At 68.2% G+C, this 26,322-nt stretch carries 20 protein-coding genes and 1 pseudogene; 11 read left to right on the forward strand and 10 right to left on the reverse strand.

The window, feature by feature from the left end; genetic code table 11:
• Positions 1 to 967: 967 nt before the first annotated feature.
• A complete protein-coding gene (locus ABD378_RS23115; RefSeq protein WP_344523222.1) occupies positions 968 to 1,441 on the reverse strand; it encodes a hypothetical protein in 474 nt (157 codons plus the stop codon).
• Positions 1,442 to 2,937: 1,496 nt separating this feature from the next.
• On the opposite strand from ABD378_RS23115, the gene ABD378_RS23120 reads away from it, so the two are divergent.
• Positions 2,938 to 3,264, forward strand: a complete 327-nt coding sequence (locus ABD378_RS23120; RefSeq protein ID WP_344523224.1) for a DUF4333 domain-containing protein — start codon at positions 2,938 to 2,940, stop codon at positions 3,262 to 3,264.
• Positions 3,265 to 3,343: 79 nt separating this feature from the next.
• Here ABD378_RS23120 and ABD378_RS23125 read toward each other — a convergent pair whose 3' ends face one another.
• The 6 genes from ABD378_RS23125 to eccB form a co-directional block, all read right to left on the reverse strand.
• Positions 3,344 to 3,850: a hypothetical protein gene (locus tag ABD378_RS23125; protein ID WP_344523226.1), complete on the reverse strand. Its 507-nt coding sequence runs from the start codon at positions 3,848 to 3,850 to the stop codon at positions 3,344 to 3,346.
• Positions 3,851 to 3,865: 15 nt separating this feature from the next.
• A complete protein-coding gene (locus tag ABD378_RS23130) occupies positions 3,866 to 4,273 on the reverse strand; it encodes a hypothetical protein (protein WP_344523228.1) in 408 nt (135 codons plus the stop codon).
• Positions 4,274 to 4,397: 124 nt separating this feature from the next.
• Positions 4,398 to 5,744 (reverse strand): hypothetical protein, encoded by a 1,347-nt coding sequence (locus ABD378_RS23135; protein ID WP_344523230.1) that lies wholly within the window; start codon positions 5,742 to 5,744, stop codon positions 4,398 to 4,400.
• Between the two features lie 15 nt (positions 5,745 to 5,759).
• The gene (locus tag ABD378_RS23140) at positions 5,760 to 6,119 is read right to left on the reverse strand and encodes a hypothetical protein (protein ID WP_344523232.1); all 360 of its coding nucleotides are present in this window, start codon (positions 6,117 to 6,119) and stop codon (positions 5,760 to 5,762) included.
• A 781-nt stretch (positions 6,120 to 6,900) separates the two neighbouring features.
• Positions 6,901 to 8,145, reverse strand: coding sequence for a type VII secretion-associated serine protease mycosin (gene mycP / locus ABD378_RS23145; protein ID WP_344523234.1), 1,245 nt, complete (start codon positions 8,143 to 8,145; stop codon positions 6,901 to 6,903).
• A gap of 18 nt (positions 8,146 to 8,163) precedes the next feature.
• The gene (eccB, locus tag ABD378_RS23150) at positions 8,164 to 9,696 is read right to left on the reverse strand and encodes a type VII secretion protein EccB (protein WP_344523236.1); all 1,533 of its coding nucleotides are present in this window, start codon (positions 9,694 to 9,696) and stop codon (positions 8,164 to 8,166) included.
• A 188-nt stretch (positions 9,697 to 9,884) separates the two neighbouring features.
• On the opposite strand from eccB, the gene eccE reads away from it, so the two are divergent.
• The 9 genes from eccE (at position 9,885) to ABD378_RS23195 (ending at position 23,011) form a co-directional block, all read left to right on the forward strand.
• Positions 9,885 to 11,207: a type VII secretion protein EccE gene (eccE, locus tag ABD378_RS23155; protein WP_344523238.1), complete on the forward strand. Its 1,323-nt coding sequence runs from the start codon at positions 9,885 to 9,887 to the stop codon at positions 11,205 to 11,207.
• A complete protein-coding gene (locus tag ABD378_RS23160; RefSeq protein WP_344523240.1) occupies positions 11,207 to 11,971 on the forward strand; it encodes a hypothetical protein in 765 nt (254 codons plus the stop codon). The genes eccE and ABD378_RS23160 overlap by 1 nt, the downstream gene beginning before the upstream one ends.
• Positions 11,972 to 12,278: 307 nt before the next feature.
• Entirely contained in the window at positions 12,279 to 15,713 is a 3,435-nt protein-coding gene (locus ABD378_RS23165; RefSeq protein ID WP_344523242.1) for an SCO5717 family growth-regulating ATPase, read from the forward strand.
• Between the two features lie 817 nt (positions 15,714 to 16,530).
• The gene (locus ABD378_RS23170; protein WP_344523244.1) at positions 16,531 to 18,444 is read left to right on the forward strand and encodes an ABC transporter substrate-binding protein; all 1,914 of its coding nucleotides are present in this window, start codon (positions 16,531 to 16,533) and stop codon (positions 18,442 to 18,444) included.
• A 3-nt stretch (positions 18,445 to 18,447) separates the two neighbouring features.
• Positions 18,448 to 19,530 carry an ABC transporter permease gene (locus ABD378_RS23175; RefSeq protein WP_344523246.1) on the forward strand — a complete coding sequence of 361 codons (1,083 nt, stop codon included), beginning with the start codon at positions 18,448 to 18,450 and terminating at the stop codon, positions 19,528 to 19,530.
• On the forward strand, positions 19,527 to 20,471 hold the full coding sequence (locus tag ABD378_RS23180; protein ID WP_344523248.1) for an ABC transporter permease: 945 nt from the start codon (positions 19,527 to 19,529) through the stop codon (positions 20,469 to 20,471). Before ABD378_RS23175 ends, ABD378_RS23180 begins: the two co-directional genes overlap by 4 nt.
• Positions 20,360 to 21,541, forward strand: coding sequence for an ABC transporter ATP-binding protein (locus ABD378_RS23185; RefSeq protein WP_386543724.1), 1,182 nt, complete (start codon positions 20,360 to 20,362; stop codon positions 21,539 to 21,541). The genes ABD378_RS23180 and ABD378_RS23185 overlap by 112 nt, the downstream gene beginning before the upstream one ends.
• Positions 21,542 to 21,619: 78 nt before the next feature.
• The gene (locus tag ABD378_RS23190) at positions 21,620 to 22,636 is read left to right on the forward strand and encodes an ABC transporter ATP-binding protein (protein WP_344523250.1); all 1,017 of its coding nucleotides are present in this window, start codon (positions 21,620 to 21,622) and stop codon (positions 22,634 to 22,636) included.
• Between the two features lie 177 nt (positions 22,637 to 22,813).
• On the forward strand, positions 22,814 to 23,011 hold the full coding sequence (locus tag ABD378_RS23195) for a hypothetical protein (protein WP_344523252.1): 198 nt from the start codon (positions 22,814 to 22,816) through the stop codon (positions 23,009 to 23,011).
• An 85-nt stretch (positions 23,012 to 23,096) separates the two neighbouring features.
• On the opposite strand, the gene ABD378_RS23200 is transcribed toward ABD378_RS23195, so the two are convergent.
• A complete protein-coding gene (locus ABD378_RS23200) occupies positions 23,097 to 23,321 on the reverse strand; it encodes a hypothetical protein (protein WP_344523267.1) in 225 nt (74 codons plus the stop codon).
• 177 nt (positions 23,322 to 23,498) lie between these two features.
• Between ABD378_RS23200 and ABD378_RS23205 the strand changes: the two genes are divergently transcribed.
• On the forward strand, positions 23,499 to 23,708 hold the full coding sequence (locus tag ABD378_RS23205) for a hypothetical protein (protein WP_344523254.1): 210 nt from the start codon (positions 23,499 to 23,501) through the stop codon (positions 23,706 to 23,708).
• 7 nt (positions 23,709 to 23,715) lie between these two features.
• Here the strand turns inward: ABD378_RS23205 and ABD378_RS23210 are convergent, their stop codons facing one another.
• Both ABD378_RS23210 and ABD378_RS23215 read right to left on the reverse strand, forming a co-directional pair.
• Positions 23,716 to 24,681 (reverse strand): bifunctional riboflavin kinase/FAD synthetase, encoded by a 966-nt coding sequence (locus ABD378_RS23210; RefSeq protein WP_344523256.1) that lies wholly within the window; start codon positions 24,679 to 24,681, stop codon positions 23,716 to 23,718.
• A gap of 125 nt (positions 24,682 to 24,806) precedes the next feature.
• Positions 24,807 to 26,322 (reverse strand): annotated as a pseudogene (locus ABD378_RS23215) (serine protease); the annotation flags it as partial.

Here is a 26,322-nt window from a genome sequence, read left to right on the forward strand (position 1 = left end):
GGTCCTGGTGGGCCCATCGTTCGACCTGGAGGCGGTAGCGACGTCTTCGGACCTCCTGCAGGAACCGAGGTACGGGCCACAGGACCACTGATCCCAGGGTTCCGAGGGCCACCAACGAGCGGGGGAACAGGCTCCCCGCCAATACCCGTTGGGCCGGGTCCCGGAGGTAACGAACCAGGTGCCGGGTTCACGGTTTGCGGCGGCAAGGTACCGACGCTGTCAATTTCCGTACCTACAGGCCGGTCCGGGGAGACGATCGAGTCCGGAGCGACGATCGGTCCATGTTCACCGATACGAGGCGATGAGGAGTCATCTGGGCGCGCGTCGCTTGCCATCGGGGCGTCGACAGAGCGGCGGGGCTCCACCTGACCGTCGCCGACGGCAGTGGCGGAATAGGCCGGGCCCTGGCCCTCGGGCTTATAGCCGTCCTGCTCCACAGGCCTCGGTACTCCGACATTCGGCATGGTCGAAAACGTAGGCGGCTCCTGCCCAGCCATCGAGTGCTGCGACACCTGGTAGAACGACGACAACCGATTCATCTGGTTGATCGCCTCTTGACGATGGGTCTCCGCCTTGGCCGCAGCGTCGTACTCCGCATTACCGTCGACCCTTTTGGGGGTCGGGATGTCCTCGACCGTCTTTGGGTCGGTGCGCTGGTCCCGGGGCGGCATGGAGCTACGGACAGACGCCAGCCCCGCGCCGGCCGAGGCGATTTGAACGCTGGCGGTGTCCGCGAAGTCGGAGAGCTGGTGCGTGTCCTTGACGAGGTTCTTGCCCCACTTGCGGAACGCCTCCCCCGACGCCCCTTCCCAGTCGACTCGATCGATGTGCTCGCCGAGCTCCTTGGCGGCCACGGCAATCGCGTTGCGCGCCTTCTTGAGGGCCTCGCCAGCGCTCTCCAGGTCTGCGGGGTTCGCTTGTTCGACCAAGTCGATCATGTCGTTGAGGCGGTGACCTTCGAAACTCATCAGCGCCACCCGGAGTCAGAGCCGGCGTCGCCATTGCTACGGGGCGAATCAGGCATGCCGTCCTTCTCGCGCTGAGCGGCAGCCTCGTCGCGGTCAACCCTGGTCTGGATCGCCCAAAAACGCTGCCGCAGATCCTCTTCAAGGTTGTCGAAGCCAACGTCCGCACCATGTACCGCGATGCCCATGGCGTCGATCTGGTCGCCGAGCATCTTGGAGAGCGAGGTCAGCCGCTCGTGCACCTGGTCGTACTGCGAATACAGGCCATCGGCCGCGGGAAACGCGCTGCCCCCACCGCTGAAGGAACCCCGGGAGAGTTTGCATCCCCCGACCTCGCTCGAACCGCCCGCCGAACCCTCGAACTCCGTGAGCAGCGTGTTGACGCGCCGACGAAAGGTCTTCAGCGCCTCCAGTCCGCGCTTGAGGTCGGCGCCCGATGACGGCGCCGCACCCCCGCGCCCATCTGTAGCAAGCACGATGCCTACCCTCCCCGTTACCTGCCTGCCCCGACCATCACGATCGCGGTGGCTAGGTGGTCACTTATCGCGCCCGCGTCACTCTAGTCACACTAATCGTGACTGCCAACTGAACTGTGCGTTAGGGAAGCTGGAAATCAGCCATCCAAAGCGCCCACCGCGCCGCCAAACCCTGCCACGAGCCCCCACCTCCTCTCAGCGAGGGCCATCTACCAGCCAACAGGGGTGCCCGCCTCCGCTCCAGCATCATCGGGCCAGCCACCTGGCCACCGCTGAACCAGCAAGACGAATCCCGACGCGAGCACACGTGCAAAGCCTTCTCGATCCCGCAAACCTGGCAGTAGGACTCGGCACTGGGGATCTGGACTCCGTCGCCCTACCAAGCAACGGGAGGAACCTCATGTCAGGGGACGAGTGACAACGGTGAGGGCCAAGGCAGACGATCAACACCACGAGAACTCAGCTGAATGAACTCCTTCCACCAGGAACACAGATGGGGCGAAGAATGCGATCTGGCAGTACGCAACGATGAGTTGGGGAAGGCCGACCCCAAGGCATTCATGCTCACGACCTCTTGCACAAGCAGGCCGACAGGGCGGTGGGAGGGGCCGACAGGAGCAGGGCCGAGTCCACCCATGCAGGCGGCCGTGACACTGAGCTGTTTCAGCTTGCCCCCTGCTCAGGCGACAGTCGGGGGGTGCGCGACGGACGAGGCTGTCTTGTCATTGGGGGAGGTATTCGACGTCTCAACACGTCGAACACAGCGGCCTCGTCGGCTTCCGAATCTGCCGCATTCGACCTCCCTCGCTCTCCGGCCGAGTGGGTCACGATACGCAGCGCTACCCGCGCGAGTATCCGCGCTGCAACCTGCCCTTGCGTCAGCGCGCGATGGTCCGCCCTGGTGTATCTGCGCAGGCACGACAACCCCACCCAGATCTCCGCCCAATGCAACGTTTCGGTCGCCACAGCCCACGCCGACACCCGCGTCCCCGGACCGCAGCGGGGCCGCGAACGGCTCCCCGCTCTAGCCGCTGCTGTGGTCGACGAAGTCCATCAACGTCCCGACCTCCTGGCGGACTTGGGTCTGTGCGAAGCGGATCGCCGTCAGGGCCTTCGGCCCAGCTGATGAGGGACAGGGTCGCCGATGTTGCGTGATCCAGCCCGTTCTTGCGGACGATCTCCATCGCCAGGACACCACCCGCTTACAAGACCACCGACCGCCCAATCACCCCGACGCAGACACTGGTCAGAGGCACTTTTCGTCTGACCGAACGCCTTTTGGACACCTGGCTTCACGAAAGCGCGAGGCTCAAGAGCCCGACCAGGACGCGATTCCCAACCTGAATGAACCCACAACAAGCGAACACATTACAGTCAATGGGAGCGATATCGTGCAAATGTCCCGAGACCTAATGAGATGCATGTCATCCAGTCCGGGCGAGACCAAAAGCGCAGCGACTGATAATCTTGCTCGTCGAACTACATCAGGGAGACGCATGTACGCCATGACTAGGATCGCGGCACTCGCAGCAATCGGTGCCCTAACACTTACCGCTTGTAGCGTCACAACCAAGTCATCTTCCGACTCGGTGGGAACCGAAGAACTGGAAAAGCAGGTCGCGGATTCCCTGACAGAACAGGTTGGACAGGCGCCGAAAACCGTCGACTGCCCCAGCAAGCTGGAGGCGAAAGAGGGGGCAAATACTAGGTGTACGCTTACGACCCCCGATGGTACCAAGTACGGGCTCACGGTCACTGCCGACCGCAAATCCAGCGAAGAGGCAGTTCAAATCGATATCAAGGTTGACCAGAAGCCAAAGTAGTCGAGCTCTTCAACAAAGGCCGCCAGCTCGAGCCGTTAACGAATGACACGCGTTACGAGTCGATTCCTTCGCGGGACCTTCACAGAGAACCAGTCACGAACGCTATCGCGATTCCGACCACCATGGCGAGCGCAATGGCTGCACCCAAGATGAGAGACGATCGGGCCGAGTACACGGAAGCAGGCATCAATTCCTCCCAGCCCGATTCCTCTGCGGCATCCCTGATCAGACGGTGGCCATCGGCCGAGGAGAAGGAGTAGTGAGCCGAGCCGTCCAGAGCCCGGCGAGAGATACGGGTCACTTTTCGGCCCGCTACGGTCTCACTCATCAGCAGCCGCCCGTCGACCGACCGGCGCTCAGTACGAACGACATCGTTGATCGTAAATGTCATGGTTTCCGAATTCAACGCGACATCGTACGTCCATAGCTGCGTAGACTGACTCCATCGCCGATGTGGCACGCGAACGTCGACGCTCAGCTCAAACCCCTGCTCCGTCCGGGTCAACTGGTACTCCGTACCTGCGATGACAGCCTCGACCCGGGCGTACATCTCTGCTGCTTCTTCTGTGTCGTTACCGCTGTTCACGATGTAGCCGTTCCCTTACTTCGATCCGCTGTCAGGGCGGACGGTACTCACAAAATCTTGGAAGTCGCCCAAGACACTGTCGATCTGGTTCGCGGCGGCGGTCAGGGCCAGCCGGATCACCGCCCGCTTACTGGCGTCATGGACGTCCAACATCACCAAGTAGACCTGAATCTGTACGAGATCGCGGTGTACGCCGCCTGTGACGGTCGAGAAACGAAGGGTCTGTGTCAGAGCGGGAGCTTCGCCGGACCCGGCTTCCTTGCGATGAAGGACGACCAGCGACCCATCAAGTTCGCGCATCCGGAGTACCGACTCCTCAGCGATCTCGGTCAGAGTCGCTTCGTCCAGCCGATACTCGCCGTCGATGGTGATGTTGGCCGCGAACCCGTTGTCCGGCTCCGGGTGCACCGCGGCGAAGGCCACTCCGGGAGTATCGACCTGGTCCAGATTTGCTGGACTCCAGGCCTCCGGTAGCCGGAATTCGAGGGGCACCGGCAGCGTCGCAGGTATCACTGGTCTCTCCATAGTCACGTCACAGAACAGCTTTTCAGAAGATGCTGACTACACCATCCTTGATGGCGCCTCCGGCATCGCCCAACGCGCCCCCTACCTCGCCCAATGCGTCTCCGGCATCCTTCACGGTGTCGACCACCTTGGCCGGATCAACAGTGATCTCAGCGCCTGCACCCCCGCCAACGGCGGCAGCGAGGCCTGCGTTAGCGCCAATATGCCACTTGCCGTCGTCATCCTTCTCCCAGCCCGCAAACGCCTCCGCGCCCACGCCCTCCCATGTCTCGAGCGTACCGCCAATACCAATACCGCCAATTTCCACACCAGCAGCGCCAGACTGTTTCGTTCCGGCAAATGCCTCCGCGCCAAGACCAGTCTTCTCCAGGCCAACTGCCGCCTTAGCCTTTGCCTCAGCGCCAGCGAAATAGTTTCCTCTTGCGTATGCGCCCGAGTGATTTCCCTCGACACGCCCCTCGACCATTCCCCGTACACCTGCGGAAGCTCCCCCGTCCGCAGATATTCCCGTATCGGTGATCCCGTAAGTACCCATGGCTCTGGCATCTGCCGTAAGGTCAGCGATTCCAGAAAGTTTGAAATTGCCATTGGTCACCTCGCCCTGCCCGGTCAGATGGGCGAGCTGGACCCACGCTTTGGCCATTCCCTCCTTTCCGTACCCGACACCAGTGGCAGTGGCATCGGCATACGGGCCAGTTACCTCCCCCTTGCGATCCGCGCTCCAGCCGTTGCTCTGAGTGGCAGATTCCTCACGAGCTCCCGCCTTCTTCAAATCACCGACGGCACTTGCGTTGAACCCATTTCGACCACCGCCGTCCGGTGAAGTGTCCGTCACTGCACGGTCAAGCGCCCGCCGGATGCTTTGGTCGGACTCGTCAATGGCCTTCACCGCTTTGGCTATCTCATCGGTCCACCCCTGGGCACGCTCCCGGGCTTGCGCCTCCAACCGGGTGCGATCTGGATCATGTATGAAGGATTCCCACTGCTCAGCGGTGAGTTTGTCGAATCCGACGTAGGTGGCCTTGCCAGATCCGTCGACTTTGTAGTCCTTCGCCTCCGCATCCGCGACGAGATCCTTGAGCACCTTCTGCAGCCGGGTCAGCTCCGTGTGCGCATCCTTCAGCAGGCTGGCAATGGCCTGCGCCTCCTTCTTGGCGGCCGCGTATTCGAAGGACGTGACCTTGGCGGCGTCCTGCTGCACACCGAAGGCTTCCCCCTGCCATTTGCCGTTCGCCAAAGCACGCGGCACATGCTTCTTGTACTCACCCTTCAACTCGCCGAAGCGGTCGCCCATCTTGCGCCAAGCTCCGGCAACGTCTGAGAGGGGTGAGAGGTCAGCCTCGATCACGTCCTCGTACTTCAGTGGCACGATCAGTCCCCCCGGTTACATGCTGTCGAGCGAGCTACGAGGCCGCTGCGGGTCCACGTCAATTGAGTTCAACTGCCCCCAGGTGGCTGAATCCTGGCTATGGAGTACTGAGGAGGTGCCTCGCAACGCCTTCAGTTCCTTGTTCAGTCGATCCGTCAGCCGACTCACCTGTCCTTGCCAGGCCACTATCGCCTCTGACAAGCCGGCCTCGACAGCCCAGTTCGACAGCCCCTTCAGGCCGGTGTCTGGTTTCATCACACTCACCCCCGGCTGCGGCAGCGGCATCAACAGGGGAGGACTCACTTGGCCGCCGCCCTCCGCCATACGCCCAGCTGCCTGAGTTTGCCCCAGGAGGTAGTCGTTCAGGAGCGTCACGGCCCGTTGCTTGTCGCTCGCGGAGCTGGCCAGGATGCCAGGGCCTCCTGCACCATCTTCCCCGGCTAGGTCCATCTGCGGATTTATGTCTTGAGAACTCACGCTCAATCCCCCGTTCCCATACGGCACCCAGGGTGTACTCGGGTATCTGACATATACACTAGCCTCGATCTTTCGTGACGGCTCGCTCGTTCAACGGGGAGGCCGTTTCAGCTTGTTGGGGGCTTCCGGGGACAGGCCGTGGGCCCGGCTGTCCGTCGCCTGGGCGCCGGATTCCACGTCTCCGGCGGTGCGGTTCGGGTTCGTCGGGGTGGCTGAAATGGCTGACCAGCCGGGTTCGTGAGGGTGTCGAGCCGATGGAACGCACCGGTGACGCCGTCGCTCCAGGACCAGTGACGAGCGGATCCCAGATGCCCGCGGCGGGGGGCCAATCTGCGCTCCGGTGGACAACAGGCGAAGTCGCAGCCTCTGCGGCTTTCAGAGCCGGACCGTGGCGGTCAGCGCGGACATCGGCATCAAGGCAAGCAGGCATGTCCTTCTGTCATCCTTTGAGGCAGTCGCCACTGATCTCGGCGACTCAGGGTGCCGTCGCGGATCTGCCTGCTCGGCTCGACGGCAGCCACCCAGACCGAGTTGGGCTCCTTCAGATGTGGTCGGCGGCAACGTTGCTGCCCGCGGTTGGCGCCGCAACTTCTCATAGGCGGGGATGGTGAATCGGCACCCGCCGTATCCATAGCGGCCGGGCTCCGTGTCCGCCTCTGCCACGAACCAGCGTCGCGGCTTACCTGACTCCCACACCCCTCCGCCTCCGCGCATCCCTCACTGCTACCCCAGCCCCACCAAGCCCCGTCACCACAACCGCCGCCCCCACAGCCACGTACGTGGCGATCCGGGCCGTCCGTTCCTCCGCCGTCTCACCGAGCTGGAGTTCAGCGGGAGTTGGGGCCTTCGCTCGGGTGATGCCCTCCTCGGCCCTCGGGGTCTCGATCGGGTGGTCGTCTTCCGTCAGGGCTCGGACCGGGTCCACCACTCCCCAGCCGACCAGGCGGTCGTGGCCCGCCACCGAGCGTTCCGCTGTCTGCTTGATCTGGGCCGTGATCTGACGGGATGTCCAGTTGCTGTGCTTGGACTTGATCAGGGCCGCCACCCCCGCCACGTACGGGGCCGAGAAGCTTGTGCCGTTGTCCGAGCAGTGGCCGCCGTCAGGGACGGTGGAGATCATGTCCACGCCCGGGGCAGCCACGCCCACGAACTGGCCTGACTGGGAGAACGAGGCCCGTTCGTTGTTGCGATCCGATGCCGCTACCGCCAGCACACCCTCGTAGGACGCCGGGTAGGTCCGCTTGTCGTTGCCTCCCAGGCCGTCGTTGCCGGCGGAGGCCACGATCACCTTGTCTCGCGCGAGTGCCCTGTCCACCGCCTGTTCCAGGATCGGGTCCGGCCGCACTGCGTTGGCCGTGTCCTGGGAGATGTTGATGACGTCCGCGTCCGCGGCGACCGCGTGGTCGATCGCCTTCGCGAGGGTCTCTGTGTTGCCGTGGCCCTCCGCGTCGTTCTGCTGGATGGGGATCAGCATCGCGTCGGGGGCCAGGCCCACGAAGCCGGTGTCCTTGGCCGGGCGGGCCGCGATGATGCCCGCCACGCGCGTGCCGTGACCGACCTCGTCCGTCGTGCCGTTCTCCTTGCCGCGCTTGATCTTGTCGCCGTTGTCGTCCTTGAGGTTCTTGGGGAGCAGGTTGCGGCCCTTTGACACGTCCACCGCGCTCTTGAGCTGAGGGTTCTTGACGTCCACTCCCGTGTCGATCACCGCCACCCGTACGTCCTTTCCGGTGGACTGGCGCCACAGTTCGTCCAGAAGTACGCGTTGCAGCGCCCAGGGGCGGCCCTCGTACTTCTTGGACGGGAACGTGCACTGGTCGCCCGCCGCGGTGGCGGTGGGCGCGGCGAGCACCGTTGTCGTCGCGATCACCGTCAGGGTCGCCGCCATGGCCGCTGCAACGTGCGGCCAGCGCCGTGCGTACGTCATCGTCAGACCCCCTATGGCCTAGGAGCCCTGCGGCTGGCGTGCCGCCGAGGTCGAGAGACGCGGGCCCGTGGGAAGGAACTTGGACCAAGGGGCAGGTACTGGAGTCACGTCCGTATTCGCGTAGCCCAGGCGGGTCTGCGCCTGTCGTGCCTCTGCCTGCTGCTCCTTGCGCTGCTTGGCCGTGGTGCCGATCCCCGCGTCGTCCGTCGCGCTGTCGCTGTTGGACTGCATCGCGTAGCGCAGGCCCGTGTCCGTGGCCAGGAAGACGCCGCCCGCCTTCGTTTCCGAACCGGTGAACTGCCGGTAGAGCAGGCCCGATCCGGCCGTCACGTACGCACTGGACGAGCCCGTGGGCAGCGGCGCCGGGAAGTCCGTTCCCACCCAGGTGCTGAGCGTGGTGTCGCCGTTGCCGCCATCCACCTTGCGCAGGACATTGCAGACGGTGTTACGGCTCCCTGCGTCGGCGGAGGCTTCGTTGGTGGCCTTCGGCGTCTGGCTCGGCCACTTGTACGACGCGTCGAATGCATCGGGGTCGGGGGTGAAGGCGGCGGTGCTCAAGGCACGGGCCCCGCCGTTCTGGCCCACCTTGAGCAAGTCGCGGCTGCTGAGGAGCAGTTTCGCGGTGAAGTCGGAGACCGGGGCGACCCGTCCGGGCTCAACGACGTAGTGCTGCATCCCTGCCCCGTCGGACGCCTTGAGGACCATGCCGACCCTGTTCGCCTGTTGGTCCTGGAGGCCCTCCACATTGGCCGGCGCTCCGGGAGTGCCCTCCACCTTCGGGTAGGAGATCGGGTCGCCGTAGTGCAGCGTGTCCAGCCACTCCTTGGATACCCGCTGCGGTTGACGGCCTGAATCGACGATTGTGCGCAGGAGGTATTCGAGCCGTTCCCGCTCCGCGATCCGGTACGCCATCCCTTGCGCGTCGACTACGTAGCGGACCTTGTCGGGGCCGATGACGTACAACAACTCACCGCCGCGCAGCCGTTCGCTGCCCTCGGTCTTGTTCTGGTCGCGCTCCGCCAGGATGAACGCGGCCTTCTGGATGGCCTTGCCGCCCTCGACCGGGCGCTCGCACACCGCCCAGCGCTTGGCGGAGCCTGCCTCGGTCTCCGAGGGCAGGCGGTCGGGAGCGTACGGAATGCCGATGGTGGCGCCGTGCGGGATCTTGCCCTTGTCGAGCACCGACTCGTCGACGTTGATGACGTCGCCCTTGTCGGCGTCGAGGAGGAGCTTCGCCGAGGCCATGTTGAGGACCGGGTGGAGTTGGCGCTTGCCGTCCGTCTTCAGGACCACGTATCGCGTCGTTGACTTGCTCGCGATGATCACGTGCTCGTTCGGCTTGTCCCAGCCGGGCTTGGCCGCCGGTTTGAACATGCCCCACGCGCCGAAGACGGCCAGGACGATCACTCCGACGATGACGCCGGGGACTACACCACGCAGCGGGCGTGGTGCGCCTTCCTCCGAACCCGAAGGCGACGGCTGGATGAAGGACGCCAGCGTGCGGCGCTTCGCGAAGGTGTAGGCGTTGAGTTCGTCCCGCCGTGATGCCATGAGTGTCTGCTTCTCCCCCGTGCAGCGCCGGGGGCATGCGACCCCCACCCTCCGTTGTCAGACCCGGCCCCTACTATGCCTGTTGAGTAATCGCGCGTGTGGGGTGGGTAAGGTTCCCGGGCACTCCTGGGGTGCGTATGTGCCGTGACCACCAGGGGGATTCGGGATGTTTACGGGGGGTTGGACTGATGGCTTCCGCAGCGCGGACCGGGGCTCGGGGACCATCAGGGCCCGGGACTCAGGGGCAGGCAGCGCCCGTTGGGGTCGGCGTGTCGCCGCCCCGAGGGGCGGTCACTTTCCATCTCCGGGCCCGTTCCGCGCAGTTCGGATCATTTCGCTTGCAACGACTTGTGCTGATCGAGGTCGCCGCAGCCCTCCTGCTGGCCGCGTGGGTGGTGGATCCGCTGGCCGTCGTGCCGACCGCTGTCGTTTCCGCTGCGCTGGTGCTGCTCGCTTTTGTACGCCGTCGTGGCCGCGCCTGGCACGAATGGCTGGGCACCGCACAGGCATTGCGGGCACGCAAACGTCGGGCAGCGAGCACTCCGATACCGCCGGGTACGGAGCCTGCGTTCGCCCCGGCCGTCGAGTGCGACCCTGCCCTGCGCACGTATGCCTACGGAGACCGGGACCGGCGGCAGGTCGGGATGGTCGGCGACGGGACGTTCGTGACCGCTGTGCTCCAAGTCGAGTCGGATGCCACCGCGTTGCGGGCCGAGCGCGGGCGGCAGCCGCTGCCGGTGGGGCTCGTGAGGGACGCCCTGGAGGTGGACGGGATCCGGCTGGAGTCGGCGCAGATCGTGCAGCACACCCAGCCCGCTCCCGCGCTGCATCTCCCCCAGCAGTCCGTGGCCGTCAGTAACTACGCCCCCCTGCAGGCCCAGACCGGAGCACCCGCCGTACGGATTACGTGGGTCGCTCTGAAGCTTGACCCTGAGCTCTGTCCCGAGGCTGTGGCGGCGCGTGGGGGCGGGTTCGTGGGTGCTCAGAAGTGCGTGGTGCGTGCCATGGACCAGCTGGCCAGTCGGCTGACGGGGGCCGGTTTCCGGGCCACGGCGCTGACCGAGGAGCAGCTGGCCGCCGCCATCGCCACGTCGGCAGGCGCCAATCCGCTGGTCACGGCGGAAGCCGGGCGGACCGAGCTGCCGGAGCGCAGGACGGAGGAGTCCGCTCGCGCGTGGCGTTGCGACAACCGCCGTCACACGACCTACTGGGTGCGGCGCTGGCCGCAGTTGGGGAACGCGGGCGGTCCGTCGCTGCCGCAGCTCGTCGCGCTGCTCACCGCCGTCCCGACGCTTGCCACGACGTTCAGCCTCACCTTGCGCCACGGCGAGCGGCAGGAAGTGTCGCTGTGCGGGCATGTGCGCGTGACCGGGCGCAGTGACGCCGAGCTCGAAACGGCTCGGCGCGCGTTGGAGCGAGGGGCCCGGCAGGTCGGCACAGGTCTGGTCCGGCTTGATCGCGAGCAGCTGCCCGCGATGCTCGCCACTCTGCCGCTCGGGGGTGCCCGCTGATGACCGTCACGAATCCGACCACGCCGGCCGTGCCGCCCACCCCGGGCGAAGGGTTCCGCACGGCGCTGCGCAGTGGGTTCGGGCTGCTCGGGCCACGGCACCGTCGCCACGCGCTCTCCGCCGAGCAGGTGGACACGCTGGCCCTGCCCATCGGTGACGACGGCGTCGTGATCGGCGTGGACGCACAGGGGCAGCCCTCGGTTCTGGGCGTCAACCGGCCCACGCCGTACGACGTGCTGCTGATCGGAGGGCTGTGGACGGCGCAGGTCATCGCGTTGCGGGCCGCCGCGACGGGAGCACGGGTGGCCGTGGAGACCGGGCGGGCCGCGGCCTGGGCCCAGCTCGTGGAAGCCCTCGGTGTCGGGCCGAGCGGGATGTCGGTGCATGACGTGGGACGGGTGCCCCCGCAGGGTGCGTCGGCGGGGAGCCCGGTCCTTGTGGTGCGGGACTGCGGGATGCGGCCGCCCCGGGGGCGCGTGGTCTCCGGGCCCTGGCAATCGGTGCTGACCCTGCTGCCCTACTTGAGTCCGGTCGCGCCTCGGCTCATACGGCAGGCCCGGCTTGTCGGCGTGCAGCGGGTCTCACCGGACGAGGCGGTTCAGATAGGACGGTCCGTGGGGCTGCCGCGCGGTGACGTCGAGGCACTGCCGACGCTTGCCGACGGGGTGACGTTGTGGTGTGCCGATCGTGACCGGCAGTACGTGATGACGCAGGCCACAGACGCCGAGACCGGATTGTTGGGTACGGCGCGGAGGATGGATTGACCGAGGGGTCGGTGTCGGTCGACGAAGCGAATTGGCGGGCATTGGGCGCTTGTTGGTTGATTTGTCCCTCACTGTTTCCGATAGGTGGATCACTCCCGTGGGAAGCGTGACGCAAAGGACAGCATTCGTGGGGTGGGCTGCCCTGCCGTGCTGGTGCTTTTGGTGATTAGGCTGGGACGTGGCGCGACGCCAGAACCCGCGAGTGGGTGGTTCGCGTCCACAACGGGGAGAGCCAAGGCGGATCGGACGACATGAACGGTCGCCCCCCACCACGGCACGAGGGTGCTCGACCACACCAGGAGGCATTGTGAACAGCGATCGGGACGAGATCCGCGGGGGCTGGGACACACCCGTCGATGATCAGTCCGACGCGGAGTCCGCTGCCGAGACGACGGGCGAGTTCACCATCGACTACGCCCCTCCTGCCTGGTACACGCAGAATGCGTCAGGCAGTGCGGGGGAGACTCCTTCGGCCTCGCCTGCGTCACCTTCCTCGCCTGCGTCCCCGCCGGTTTCTTCGCCTGGGGCTTCGGATTCGGCTTCGGATTCGGCTTCGGCTTCGGCTTCGGCGGAGCCCGCCGCTCCTCCCGTTGCTCCTGAGCCTCCGGCTCAGCCGGTCGGGCTGCCCAGCGCTGTGCCGAAGCTGCCTGTGGGGAGTGGGTTCCAGCCGCAGGCTCGGCCGGGGGCAGATTGGGCTGCTCCGGCTGCTCCGACTCCTGCCCCGTCTCCGGCTCCGGCTCCGTCTCCGGCTCCGGCTCCGGCCGCTTCTGAGGATGAGTCTCCTTCGGGAGGTGCTGCCGACTGGAGTGGTGCCGTTGCTGGTGTCGCCTCTTCCGTGCATGTGACTGGTGTCGTTCCTAAGCCTGAGGTTCCGTCGGAGCCGGAGCCTGAGGCTGAGCCGGTGCATGAGGCTGAGCCCGAGGTTGCTGCCGCGCCTGCTGCTGTGCCCGAGCCCGTTGTTGAGCCTGTTGCCGAGAGCAGTGGCGATCTTGAGAGTGGCGCCACCATGCGGTTCTCCTCTGCCGCCCTGAAGCGGGAGATCGAGGAGCGCGCCGCTGCGGAGGCTCCGCAGGACGACGTCGATCACGTCGATCACGTCGATCACGTCGCCGCTGACGTCGAACAGGTTGAGCTTGTCTCCTCGTCGCCCTCGGATTCGGATTCGGATTCGGACGAGGCTGGTGACGACGAAGTAGCGGGCGAAGCTGACGTCGCCTCCGATGCCGGCTTCGACGACGTCGCGCCTTCTGTTGAGCCTGCCGAAGCGTCTGAATCGGACGCGGACGTCGATGAGGCCGATGGCTCCGATGTCGCGGACGAGATCCGTGATGCTGTTCCGCAGGATGCCGCTCCTGACGACGCAGTTCCTGACGACGCCGCCCCTCAGGACGCTGTGCCTGCTTCGCCCGGCGAAGAAGTGCAGGACTCCGTGCCGCCCTCCTGGACTCCGCCGCCCGCGCCGCACGGTGGGCTTCCGCCGTTGCCGCCCGCCTTCCAGCCCGCAGCGCCCACCTCGGCACCGCAGTGGCCCGTTCCCGTCCAGGCCTCGACGCCGCAGCCGCAGCCGCACCCCGCGGAGCCGACGCCTGTCGCCGAGCCCGTACAGCCGCCTGTGCCGCAGCAGGCCGAGCCCGCCCCCGCGCCTGTTCAGCCGCAGGCCCCTCAGACCGCGCCTCCGGCTTGGCCCTCGCCCACCGGGCCCGTTGCTCCGTCACCGGTCGCGCCCGCGCCGCCGGTTGCCGATACGACGGCTCCTCCTGGTGGTGGGTACGGGTTCCCGCAGGCCGGTGCGCCCGCTCCGGCGCCTGTGACGCCGGCTCCGGCTCCGGCTCCGGCTCCGGCTCCGGCTCCGGCTCCGGCTCCGGCTCCGGCTCCGGCTCCGGCTCCGGCTCCCCAAGCGCCCGTTCCGCCCACCGGTTACGGGTTCCCGCAGGCCGGTCCTCCGGCGGCTGCTCCTGCCAACCCTTCGCAGCAGGGCAGTTATGGGTTCCCGCAGCAGGGCGGCGCGCCTGTCCCGCCGAGTGGTTACGGGTTCCCGCAGCCGCCCGCGCCCCAGGCCCAGCAGCCGCTCCCGCCCGCCGTCGCGCAGCAGCAGCCGGCGCCCCCGGCGCAGGCGCAGCCCCCTGCCCCCGTACAGCCGCCGCAGCAGCAGCAGCAGCAGCAACCACAACATCCCCAGCAGCCGCTTCCGGCTCAGCAGCAGCCGCAGCCACAGGCGCAGCCCCCGGCTCAGCCGCAGCCGCCCATCGACCCCCGCACCGGCGCCGCTTGGCCGCAGGCCGTGCAGCACGATCAGCGGGAGCGGACCAACCCCGGGGCGCCGCTCGGTTACACCGCTGCTGTCGAGCTCTCCTCCGACCGGCTGCTTCGCAACACCAAGCCGAAGGCCAAGAGCAGTCGGCCCGCTGCCGGTGGGTCCCGGTTCAAGATCGGCGGCAAGAAGGAAGAGGCCGAGCGGCAGCGGAAGTTGGAGCTGATCCGGACTCCGGTTCTGTCCTGCTATCGCATCGCCGTCATCAGCTTGAAGGGTGGTGTCGGCAAGACGACGACCACCACCGCGCTCGGGTCGACGCTCGCCACCGAGCGGCAGGACAAGATCCTCGCGATCGACGCCAACCCCGACGCGGGCACGCTGGGGCGCAGGGTGCGGCGCGAGACCGGGGCCACCATCCGTGACCTCGTCCAGGCGATCCCGTACCTCAACTCGTACATGGACATCCGGCGCTTCACCTCGCAGGCCGCGTCCGGGCTCGAGATCATCGCCAATGATGTCGATCCGGCCGTCTCGACGACCTTCAATGACGAGGACTATCGGCGCGCCATCGACGTACTGGGGAAGCAGTACCCGATCATCCTGACCGACTCCGGTACGGGGCTGCTCTACAGCGCCATGCGGGGTGTTCTCGATCTCGCCGACCAGCTGATCATTATTTCGACGCCGTCCGTGGATGGCGCCAGCAGTGCGTCGACGACGCTGGACTGGTTGTCCGCGCATGGGTACGCCGACCTTGTCTCGCGTTCCATCACGGTCATCTCGGGGGTGCGTGAGACCGGGAAGATGATCAAGGTTGACGACATCGTGTCGCACTTCGAGACGCGGTGCCGGGGTGTTGTCGTCATTCCGTTCGACGAGCATCTTGCTGCTGGTGCCGAGGTCGATCTCGACATGATGCGGCCGAAGGTGCGGGAGGCGTACTTCAATCTCTCTGCGATGGTGGCGGAGGACTTTGTGCGGGCTCAGCAGCAGCAGGGGCTCTGGACTTCCGACGGGAATCCGCCTCCGGTCGTGGCTCCGCCCCTGCCGGGGCAGGGGGGGTATCCGGGGCAGGGGGGTTATCCGGGGCAGCAGGCTCCTGCTCCTGGTCAGCAGGCGCCGCAGCCTGGGCAGGCCCCATATCCGGGGCAGGGGGCTCAGCCTGGGCAGGCGCCCCAGCAGCCGTACGCTCCTCAGCAGCCGCAGCCGCAGCCGCCTCAGCCGCAGCCCGGTGGGCAGCCCTATCCGCAGCAGCCGGGGGCTCCGCAGGGGTGGCAGAACGCGGCGCCTCCGCAGGGGCCTGCTGCCCCGGCGCCGGGGCAGCCGTTCCAGGCGCCTCAGGGTCAGCCGCAGCCGCAGCCGGGGCAGTTGCCGCCTGGTCAGCCTCAGGGTGGGCAGGCGCCGCCGCCCGTTCAGCCTGGGCAGCCGTTCCAGCCTGGAGCGCCTTATCAGCCGCAGCCTCCGGCGCCGGAAGCGCCCCAGCAGTAGCCTCCGCCGTTCTCAACTGGGCCCGCATCGATCCCTGATGCGGGCCCAGTCCGTTGTCCCCGCACCCGCAGCCTCCGCTGACGAACAGACTTTCCCGCCCACCCACCCGATTACCCCGCAGCGTTGCCCAAGCACCGAAGGGAACGGGCGGGTGGGCGGGTGGGTTAGCGCGCAGTCCAGCCGGAGTGCCGGAACGAGAGGGCGGGGAGGCGGGCTAGCGCACAGCCCTAGCCGGAACGACGGGGTGGGCGGGCGGGTTAGTGCACAGCCCCAGCCTGACTGCCGTCACGAAGGGGTGGGAGGCGGGCTAACGCACAGCCCCAGCCGGAACGAGGGGCGGGTGGGCGGGGTTAGCGCACAGCCCCATCCGGAACGACGGGGTGGACGGGCGGCTAACGCACAGCCCTAGCCGGATCGAGGGGGCGGGTGGGCGAGTTCGCGCGCAGCCCAGCCGGAGGCCGAACGAGGGGGTGGGGGGGGCGGGCTGACGCACAGCCCCAGTCGGAACGAGAGGGTGGGCGGCGGGCTAGCGCCAGTCCCCCGGTCCAGCCCCCGGCCCAACCCCCGGCCCAGCCCTCCCCCCGCCCCTCCCCCCACCTGCCCCTCCCCCCACCATCACCCCCCGACCAGCCACGCTTCACAGGTCTTGACCAATGCGGATGAAATCCGGGTCAACTCGTTATTTCCGCAGGCCACATGGGGTTCACCTGCCGTTGACTGACGCAGACTGGCGCTGGTAGACACACACATCAACCAGCTGGCGTTCCTTGATCAACTAGCCATCTCTGCGCGAGCGATGACGCGAGGTCACCGACCCATGGATACACAAGATCAGTACGGCAGAACACGGTCTCACCCCACCACCGAGGGGCCCCCGAAGTCACCACCACGGGCCCGCAGCCGCGGCCGCACCCGCCTCCGTCTGCTCCTGGCATCCGGAGCCGCCGCCTTCACCCTCACCGCAGGCCTTGCCACCCCCCTCAACCCGGCCCCGGACCAGGCCGAGGCCAAGGCGGACGGCAAGAAGACCCTCACCGTCGCGGTGGCCCAGAGCGTCGACTCGCTCAGCCCCTTCCTCGCCCAGCGGCTGCTCAGCACCAGCATCCTCCGCCTCACCAACGAGTACCTCACCAACTACGACGCCAAGGACAACCACGCCATCGATGGCTTCGCCACCGACTGGAAACCGTCCGCCGACAAGCTGACCTGGACGTACACCATCCGGGACAACTCCAAGTGGTCCGACGGCAAGCCGGCCACCGCCGAGGACGCGGCCTGGACGTTCAACAAACTGATGTCCAAGCAGGGCACCGCCACCGCCAACTCCGGCTTCGTCGCCAACTTCAAGAAGGTGACCGCCCCCAGCCCCACCCAACTGGTCGTCGAACTGAAGAAGCCGCAGGCCACCATGGCCGCCCTCGACGTGCCGATCGTTCCCAAGCACGTCTGGGAGAAGGTCGGGGACATCTCCAAGTTCAACAACGACAAGACCTTCCCCGTCGTCGGCAACGGCCCCTTCGTCCTCACCGACTACAAGACCGACCAGTACGTGAAGCTGAAGGCCAACAAGAACTTCTGGCGCGGCGCGCCCAAGTTCGACGAGGTGGTCTTCAAGACGTACAAGGACCAGGACGCCGCCGTCGCCGCGCTGAAGAAGGGTGAGGTCTCCTTCGTGGCCGGCCAGCCCGCCCTCACCCCGGCGCAGGCCTCCGAGCTCAAGGGCACCGAGAACGTGAAGGTGAATGAAGGGCCTGGGCGGCGCTTCTTCGCCATCGCCACCAACCCCGGTGCCAAGACCCGCGACGGCAAGAAGTTCGGTGACGGGCATCCGGCGCTCCTGGACAAGAAGGTGCGCCAGGCGCTCTTCCTCTCCGTGGACCGCGAGGCGCTGGTCGACAAGGTCTTCCAGGGCCAGGCCGTCGAGGGCGAGGGATACATTCCGCCTCGCTTCTCCGACTACGCGTGGAAGCCCTCCGCCGACCAGAAGCTGTCGTACGACCCCAAGAAGGCCGCCCAACTCCTCGACGACGCGGGCTACAAGAAGAACGGCGACGGCAAGCGCGTCGGCAAGGACGGGAAGCCGCTCGACTTCCGCATCCTGTGTCACGCCACCGACCCGAACGACAAGGCCGTGGGCAAGTATCTGAAGGAGTGGTGGGGGGATCTTGGTATTGGGCTCAAGGTCAACTGCCTCGATGACGTGTCCGTGCCCTGGTACGCGGGTGAGTACGATCTCGCGTTCGACGGCTGGTCCGTCAATCCCGACCCGGACTTCGTCCTCGGCATCCACGCCTGCGCCGCGCTCCCGGTGAAGGCCAAGGAGAGCGCCGCGACCGACAACTTCATCTGCGACAAGAAGTACGACGAGCTCTACAACAAGCAGCTGGCCGAGTACGACCCGGCCAAGCGCGCGGAGACCGTCAAGGAGATGCAGTCCTGGCTCTACGACTCCGGGTACATGAACATCCTGGCGTACCCGAACGCCGTCGAGGCCTACCGCACCGACCAGATCAAGTCCATCACCACCATGCCGACCGCCGCGGGCAACATCTACGGCCAGGACGGATATTGGAGCTGGTGGTCCGCCGTGCCCGCGGATGGGAAGAGTTCCTCCAAGGATGGAAGCTCGACCGGTGTCATCATCGGTATCGCCGCCGCCGCGGTGGTGCTCGTCGGCGGTGGAGTCCTGTTCGCCCTGCGCCGCCGTTCGACCGCAGAGGACCGCGAGTAACGCATGACCGCTGACAGCAATCCCGCACTGCTCGACACCGAGGGCGCCGCGGCGACCGACGATCCGGTATTCGCCGGGCCGTCGGCCCGCGGCCCCCGGGCCCGCAACACCCGCGCCTATCTCCAGTACGTGGCGGGCAAGCTGGGCGGCGCCGCCGTCTCGCTGTTCGCCGTCCTCGTCACCAGCTTCTTCCTGTTCCGGCTGATCCCGGGTGACCCGGTGAAGCAGATGACGGGCGGAAAACGCGTATCGGCCGAACAGCTGGACGCGATGCGCAAGGAGTTCGGCCTCGACCAGCCGGTCATGACGCAGTTCTTCGAGTACTGCGGCAACGCGCTGACCGGCGACTTCGGCACCTCCTACCAGTTCCACACCCCGGTGATGGAGAAGATCACCGACGCGCTGCCCGCGACGCTCCTGCTCACCGGCACCGCGTTCGTCCTCTACACCCTCATCGGCATCTGGCTCGGCACCCGCACGGCCTGGCGCAACGGCGGGCTCGGGGACCGTGTCCACACCGGCCTCGCGCTGACCCTCTACTCCGTGCCGTCCTTCTGGCTCGGGCTTCTTCTCATCATCACCTTCTCGGTGGGGGTCGGTCCGATTCCCGGGCTCTTCCCGACCGGCGGGCTCGAATCCGGTGGCGAGACCGGCATCGCGTACATCCTCGACGTCGCGCACCACATGGTGCTCCCCGTCATCACCCTGGTGGCCGTGGGATACGCGCAGACGCTCCTCGTGATGCGGTCGTCCCTCCTTGACGAGATGGGCAGCGACTATCTGACGACCGCACGCGCCAAGGGGCTGCGGGACGATCTCGTACGCCGTCGTCATGCCGTCCCGAACGCGATGCTGCCCACCGTCACGCTGATGTTCGTGAACCTCGGCACGGTGGTGGCGGGCGCGATCCTCGTCGAGACCGTCTTCTCCTGGCCGGGGCTCGGCGGGCTCTTCTACGCCGCGCTCAGCGTGCCCGACCTGCCCCTCGTGCAGGGTCTGTTCTTCGTGTTCGCCGCCGCGGTCATCTTGATGAACACCCTGGCCGACGTGATCTATCCGCTGCTCGACCCGAGGGTGGGCCGATGACGACCGAAGCCACAAAGCCCGAGGTCCCGGAGACCGAGGTCCCGGCCGCGAAGAGCCCCCGGGCCCTCGCCTGGACCCGCAGGCGCCACTCCGTGGCTCGCTTCTGGCGCGAGTACCGCACCCACCGGGCCGGTCTCTTCGGCCTGGCCGCGCTCGTCGTCATCGCGCTCGTCGCCGTCTTCGCGCCGCTCCTGGTCGGCTCGGACGCGCAGAGCGTGACCGACGCACCGGGCAAGCCGATGGAGTCGCCGAGCGGTGAATTCCCGCTGGGCACCGACCAGTTCGGGCGCGATCTGCTCGGCCTCCTCGTGTGGGGCGCGCGGATCTCGCTCACCGTCGGGCTGCTCGCCGCCGTGCTCTCGGTGGCCATCGGCACGATCGTGGGGATCACCGCGGGGCACTTCAAGGGCTGGTACTCCACCGTCATCATGCGCGTCACCGACTGGTTCCTTGTGATGCCGACGCTGGTGCTCGCCATCGCGCTCGCCTCGGTGATGTCCAAGTCCATCTGGACGATCATCCTGGCGATCGGCGTGACCACCTGGCCGACGACCGCGCGGCTCGTGCGCGCCCAGACGCTGGCCGTGGAGTCACGCCCGTACATCGAACGCGCGCAGGCGCTCGGCGGCGGCCACGGCCACGTCATGGGCCGGCACGTCCTGCCCAACGTCATGCCGCTGGTGCTCGCGCAGACCACCCTCGTCATCTCGAACGCCATCCTCACCGAGGCCACGCTCGCCTTCCTGGGCCTCGGCGACCCGACCGTCGTCTCCTGGGGCGGACTGCTCCAGGACGCGCGCGAGGCGGGCGCGGTCAGCGCGGGCAACTGGTGGTATCTCGCTCCGCCCGGACTCGCCATCGCCGTCGTGGCACTCGCGTTCACGCTGTGCGGGCGCGCCGTGGAGTCCGTGCTCAACCCCAGGCTGGGGGTCTCCCGTTGAGTGGCTCGGACAAGGTGACGGAGACCGACGTGGCGGAGACCGACGTGACGGGGACCGAAGTGGCGGAACAGCGCCTGCTCGACGTACGAAATCTCGAAGTGACGTACGCGTCCGGGGCGGCCGCCGTGCGCGGTGTGAACCTCTCGGTCGACGCGGGCCAGAAGCTCGGCGTCGCGGGCGAGTCCGGCTGCGGCAAGTCGACGCTCGCGCTCGCGCTGCTGCGGCTGCTGCCCGCGGGCACGAAGGTGACCGGCGAGGTCCTGCTCGACGGCGAGGACGTCCTCACCATGAAGTGGGGCCAGGTCCGCGCGGTCCGCTGGGCGGGCGCGTCGATCGTCTTCCAGGGCGCGATGCACTCGCTCAACGCCGTGCACCGCATCGGCGACCAGATCGCCGAGCCGATCCTGCTGCACAAGAAGGCGACCCAGGCGGGCGCGAAGAGGAAGGCCGGGGAGCTGCTCGAACAGGTGGGGCTTCCGGCCGCCCGCGCGGAGGCCTATCCGCACGAGCTTTCGGGCGGGCAGCGCCAGCGCGTGATGATCGCGATGGCGCTCGCCTGCGATCCGCGTCTGATCATCGCCGACGAGCCGACGACGGCCCTCGACGTGATGATCCAGGCCCAGATCCTGCGTCTGATCGAGCAGTTGGTGGCCGAGCAGGACCTGGGCCTGATCATGATCAGCCATGACCTCGCGGTGCTCTCCGACACCTGCGACCGGCTCGCGGTGATGTACGCGGGCCGCGTCGTCGAGGAGGGCCCGGCCTCGGAGGTCTACGAGAACGCCCGGCACCCGTACGGAAAAGCCCTCTCCGCGGCCTTCCCGCGCATCGGCGACGCGGCGTCCCGTTTCGCGCCGCGCGGTCTGCCCGGCGACCCGCCGGACCCGTCCCTGCTCCCCACGGGCTGCACGTTCCACCCGCGCTGCCCGGTCGCCCTGGACTCCTGCACCACGGAGGACCAGGCGCTGCGGGACGCGGGCCCCCGGCACCGCGCGGCGTGCGTGCACGCGGGCGCGCAGCTTCCGGCGCAGCCGACTTCGGCACCGGCGACGGCGGAGCGGACGCCGTGAGCCCCGACGAGCCCCGTGAGCCCCGTGAGCCCCGTGAGCCCCGACAGATCACGCACCGAGGAGCAGGAGCAGCGACGCATGACCACCGATGATCCCCAGCTGCCGACTGATCCGCTGCTGTCGGCGGGCGACCTGCACATCACGTTCCCCGGCCGCCGTGGCGCGCCGCCCGCGCGGGCCGTGGACGGCGTCGACCTCGACATCAAGCCGGGCGAGATCGTGGCCCTGGTCGGCGAGTCGGGCTGCGGCAAGACGACCCTGGCCCGTTCCCTGCTCGGTCTGGTGGCGCCCACGTCCGGCAAGGTGACCTTCGGCGGCAAGCCGCTCGACTACTCGGGGCGTGCCCTGAAGGCGTACCGCAAGCGCGTCCAGCTGGTGCTCCAGGACCCGAGCGGGTCCCTGAATCCCCGTCACACGGTGTACGAGGCCGTGGCGGAGGGTCTGCGCATCCACGGGTACGGGGGCGACGAGCAGGCCACGGTCGCCGGCGCCCTGTCACGGGCGGGGCTCCGGCCGCCCGAGCGGTTCTTCCTGCGCTATCCGCACGAGCTGTCGGGCGGCCAGCGCCAGCGCGTCGTCATCGCGGGCGCGCTGGTCCTCGAGCCCGAACTGATCGTCGCCGACGAGCCGGTGGCCTCACTCGACGCTTCCGTACGCGGTGAGATCCTCGCCCTGCTGCTCAAGCTCCGCGCCGAACTCGGCCTGTCCGCACTGGTGGTGACGCACGACCTGGGTCTCGCGTGGAACATCGCCGACCGTGTCGCGGTGATGTACCTCGGCCGGATCGTCGAGACGGGGACGGTGGAGGAGGTCCTGACGTCACCTCAGCATCCGTACACGCAAGCCCTGTTGTCCGTGCTCCCGGAGGCCCCGGGCGACCCGGTGGTCCTCACGGGCGAGCCGCCGGACCCCTCGCGCATCCCGGGCGGCTGCCGCTTCCACGCGCGCTGTCAGGTGCTCGCATCGGGCGAGGCGGAGAGGGCGGGGGTGGCGGACCGCTGCCGGACGGAGGATCTGCCCTTGCTGTCCGGCGGTGGCGAGACGCAGGTGGCGTGCCACTGGGCGGCGGTCAACGTCAGCGCGTCCGGCGTCTGACCGGGGGTTGTGTGCTGCTCCAGGCGGGGTTGAGCGACGTCCCGAGGCGGCGGATCGTTACCTCTTCCACGTACGGGTGATACGGGGCCTATTGGGCGTGAGCGCTGGGGAGTCACAGAGCGAATCGGTCACATCACGGACCGTGAGCAACTCCACCGAAGTGAAGGAGATCTTTCCATGCGCCGTTCCGCCGCCGTCATCCTCGGGGCCGTCGCACTGCTGGGGGCCATCGCCGTGCCCGCCAGTGCCGTCCCGGACCCCGTCGGGACCGTCGACTGCCTGGCACAGTCGGCCGGTGACGTCACCTCGCTCATCGATCCGGCAAGCCCCGGTGTCCCCTCCGAGGTGCCGGGCGCGGCGTGCCTCGCCCCGTGACCTGAACACCCCCGCATCGTGACGTACTTGCGCGGCTGCCCGGGACCCCGCGCAAGTACGGTACGACCACGAGCGGTTCAGCCCGTCAGTCCCACCTGTATCCGTCCCCGAAGTTGAGGGTGTGCTCGAGCACGTCCTCCAGGGGGTCGTCGATCTGGCCGGTGTTGATCAGAGCGACCTTGGGCGCGTTGTGCGAGTTCTTGTGCGTCTCATCGGCTTGCGCCGTGCCGGAGCACAGGACGGACGGCACTGCCGCCATCGCCGCGACCAGCGCCCAACGGGACGTTGCCTGCACCCAACTGCTGTTCACTGCAGCCTCCTTGGACCGTGCACGTGCGGGCCGCCGATCGCGGCCCGCTCGCCGTGCGTAACCGTGGCACGACCAAGAAGTCACTGACGATCATACGAAAGGGTCGTCGGACGCCGGGGCACGTGTGCAGCCCCCCCCTGAAACAACTGAAACAGACCGGAAGAAAGCAGAGATCGCATGCGTCATCGCCGCGTCCTGGCCCGCACGCTGCTCGCAGCCCTCGCCCTGTCCGTCACCGGGGTCACGGCTCCCGCCTCGGCGGCACCGCACGCGGCGGCGAATCCCGCCCCGCCGCTGCCGCTGCCGCCCGTCGAGTCGCTGATCACCGAAGGAGTCACCGTGGAAGGCCCGCTGATCAACAACGTCGTCCTTCCGCACCTCCGGTAGGCGCCGCCTATTCCAGGACGCCGCCGTCCGAATCGGCTTCGATGAGCTCCCGGGCCTTCTTCACGTCGTCCGCGATGGCGACGAGCAGCGAGTCGATCGAGTCGAACTTCGCCTGCCCGCGCACGAAGGCGAGGAAATCGACGGCGACGTGCAGGCCGTACAGGTCGAGCCCCACGCGGTCGATCGCGTACGCCTCGACCGTCCGCTCCGTCCCGTCGAACTGCGGGTTCGTCCCGACGGAGATCGCCGCGGGCATCGCCTCGCCCTGGGCGTGCAGCCACCCCGCGTAGACACCGTCGGCGGGGATGGCGGTGTGCGGCAGCGTCTCCACGTTGGCGGTGGGGAAGCCGAGTTCACGCCCGCGCTGCGCGCCGCGTACGACGACGCCCTCGACGCGGTGCGGGCGGCCGAGGATCTCGGAGGCGCCCTCCACGTCGCCCTCGGCTACCAGGCGCCGGGTGAGGGTGGAGGAGAAGGGCTCGCCGCCACCGGCCTCGCCGCTCACGAACAGGTCGATGACATCGACTTCGTAGTCGTACGTGGCGCCGAGCTCGGTCAGGAGGGCGACGTTGCCCGCGGCCTTGTGGCCGAAGCGGAAGTTGGGGCCCTCGACGACCACGCGCGCGTGCAGCTTGTCGACCAGGACCTTGACGACGAAGTCGGCGGGCGACAGCTTCGAGAACTCCGTGGTGAACGGCAGGATGAGGAGCGCGTCCACGCCAAGATCCGCCATGAGTTCGGCGCGCCGGTGGTGCGGGGCGAGCAGCGGCGGGTGGCTGCCGGGGCGCACGACCTCGGAGGGGTGCGGGTCGAAGGTGACGACCACGGCGGGTACGCCGAGCTCACGGGCGCGTGCCACCGCACGGCCGATGATCAGCTGGTGTCCGCGGTGTACGCCGTCGTAGGAACCGATGGTGACGACGCTGCGCCCCCAGTCCTGGGGGATGTCCTCCAAGCCACGCCAGCGCTGCACTGTCTTTGCTCCTCGCCGAACCTGTGTACGTGTGTGTACGTCTGCGTACGTCCCATTGCCGATTGCGCAGGTCTAAGACTGCCATGCCCGTGCGATCCGGCTCGCATCGGAGGGGGTGGCGGGGGTCACGCCGGAACGCGTGCTCCGGCGAGGTTCTCGATCATGCGGCGGGCGCTGGGACCGACGAGGGCGGACCAGTCCTGCGGGGCCGCGCAGATCCACCGGGCGACCAGGCTGGAGAAGCCCGGCACGGAACGGGCGAGCTCGACCAGGCGCCGGTCGAAGCAGGTCGCGCCTTCCGGGGTGCGGACGAGCAGCACGCCGGTGCGGTGCACGAGGTCGCGCACCCGGTCCTTGTCATCGCCGCCCGCCACGGCGCAGAGCACGGCGTCCAGGACCTCGGGCTCCCGCTCCTGGGCGAGCAGCACTTCCAGGAGCTCGGCGCGCAGGGCGCGCGAGGCGTCGGTGCCGGGGGCGGCGACGGCTGCGGCGAGCGCGGCGCGCACCGGGGGCGGGCGGTGCCGCATGAAGCCGGTGACCAGCGGGAAGAGGACGGCGCGGACGCCGGGCCCTTGCTCGAACCGCAGGTCGAGGTAGGCGGCCACGTGCCCCGCCAGGTCGGGGCGCAGCTCCAGCACGTCGCGTACGAGATCGGCCACCCGCCGCGCGAGCACGGGCGCCGTCACGTCGGCCAGGCCGCGCAGGACGTCCCCCGGCGCGGGGCCCGGACCGTACAGCCGGGTCCGGAAGGCGGCGATGACCTGCTCCGGGTGGGTGTCCAGGGCGGCGACCAGCGCGCTCGCCTGCAGCTGCGGGTCGCCGGCGGTGAAGCGCTTCAGGGCGGGCGGCAGGTGGCGTGCGCGGGTCTGCGGGTCGCGCACGAGGAGGGCGAGGGCGGCGCCGTGCAGGGTGTCGTCGGCGGTGCGGGCGAGGAGGGCGAAGGCCGCGTACCGCAGGAGCCTGCGGTCGGCGTCCGTGGTGGCGTGCGGGGCGGCGCGCAGGCCGTAGGCGACGGCTGCGACATGGCGTGCGGGCCGCTCATCGTGGACCCAGCGGTCTACGGCCCGGCAGACGGCCGAGGGCTCCTCTTCCGCGAGCGCGGCGAGCAGTTCGTCGGCGCGGGGGTGGGCGCAGTCGACCAGGAGCTCGGTGAGGTCGTCGATGGCGCGGTGACGGTGGGTGTGGAGGAGGGCCTGGGCCGCTGATGCGACGGTGGCGTGGGGGGTGGCTTCGAGGGGGCGCTCGTCGGTGAACCATCGGGTCAGCTGTGGCTGCGCTGTTGCGGGGTCCGCGGCCAGGAGTTCGGCTACCGCGTCGAGGCAACGCCCCTGCGGGGGGCCGGGCGGGGGGTCGTGGATCACTGCCTCCCGCAGCAGGTCGAAACGGTCGGCTACGGGTAGGGGCAGGCCCAGCCAGAAGGCTGCCGGGAAGCGGGGCTGCTCTGCCAGTTGCTGGAGCAAGGGTCGGTAGGGGCGCGCGTCCTGCACCCTCGAGAGGGTCTCCCCCAGCAGGTGTTCGGCCCACCACCGGGCGTCGCCTTGCGCGGCGGCCGACGCGTTGCCCAGGCCGTCGGCCCCATCGGCACCCTGCGGTACGCCGCCCGCATCCCCCGCCACATCGGCACCCGGCGGCTGGGGGTCC

Origin of the sequence: Streptomyces rectiviolaceus, from assembly GCF_039533825.1 — a bacterium.
GTDB lineage: Bacteria > Actinomycetota > Actinomycetes > Streptomycetales > Streptomycetaceae > Streptomyces > Streptomyces rectiviolaceus.